The sequence below is a fragment of the Pseudomonas sp. C11 genome (genome assembly GCF_034683865.1).
Taxonomy (GTDB): Bacteria; Pseudomonadota; Gammaproteobacteria; order Pseudomonadales; family Pseudomonadaceae; genus Aquipseudomonas.
On record NZ_JAWIIP010000049.1, the window covers coordinates 1 to 284 of the forward strand.

At 45.8% G+C, this 284-nt stretch carries 1 protein-coding gene; it reads right to left on the reverse strand.

The window, feature by feature from the left end; genetic code table 11:
- A partial coding sequence (locus VC352_RS24880; RefSeq protein WP_322982163.1) for a DHH family phosphoesterase occupies nt 1-284 on the reverse strand: 284 nt, incomplete at both ends.

A 284-nucleotide genomic window follows, 5' to 3' on the forward strand; every position in this document is an offset into this window, starting at 1 on the left:
GGCTTTACTTGGAAAATCACACCCCAACTGGTTCGGATTCACTACCGCTTGGGCACTGGGAGTCGGTTTGGTGGTCAAATGGTGATCGGTAATAATCACCTGCATACCATGATCTTGCGCTTGTTTCACGCCGTCATGACTGGAAATACCATTATCAACGGTAATCAATAAATCAGGTGTAAAGCTGGTAAATGCTAAATCTGCAATTGCAGGCGTTAAGCCATAGCCATATTTAAAGCGATCTGGAACCAGATACTCTACCTGCGCCCCCATTTCTCGCAAAG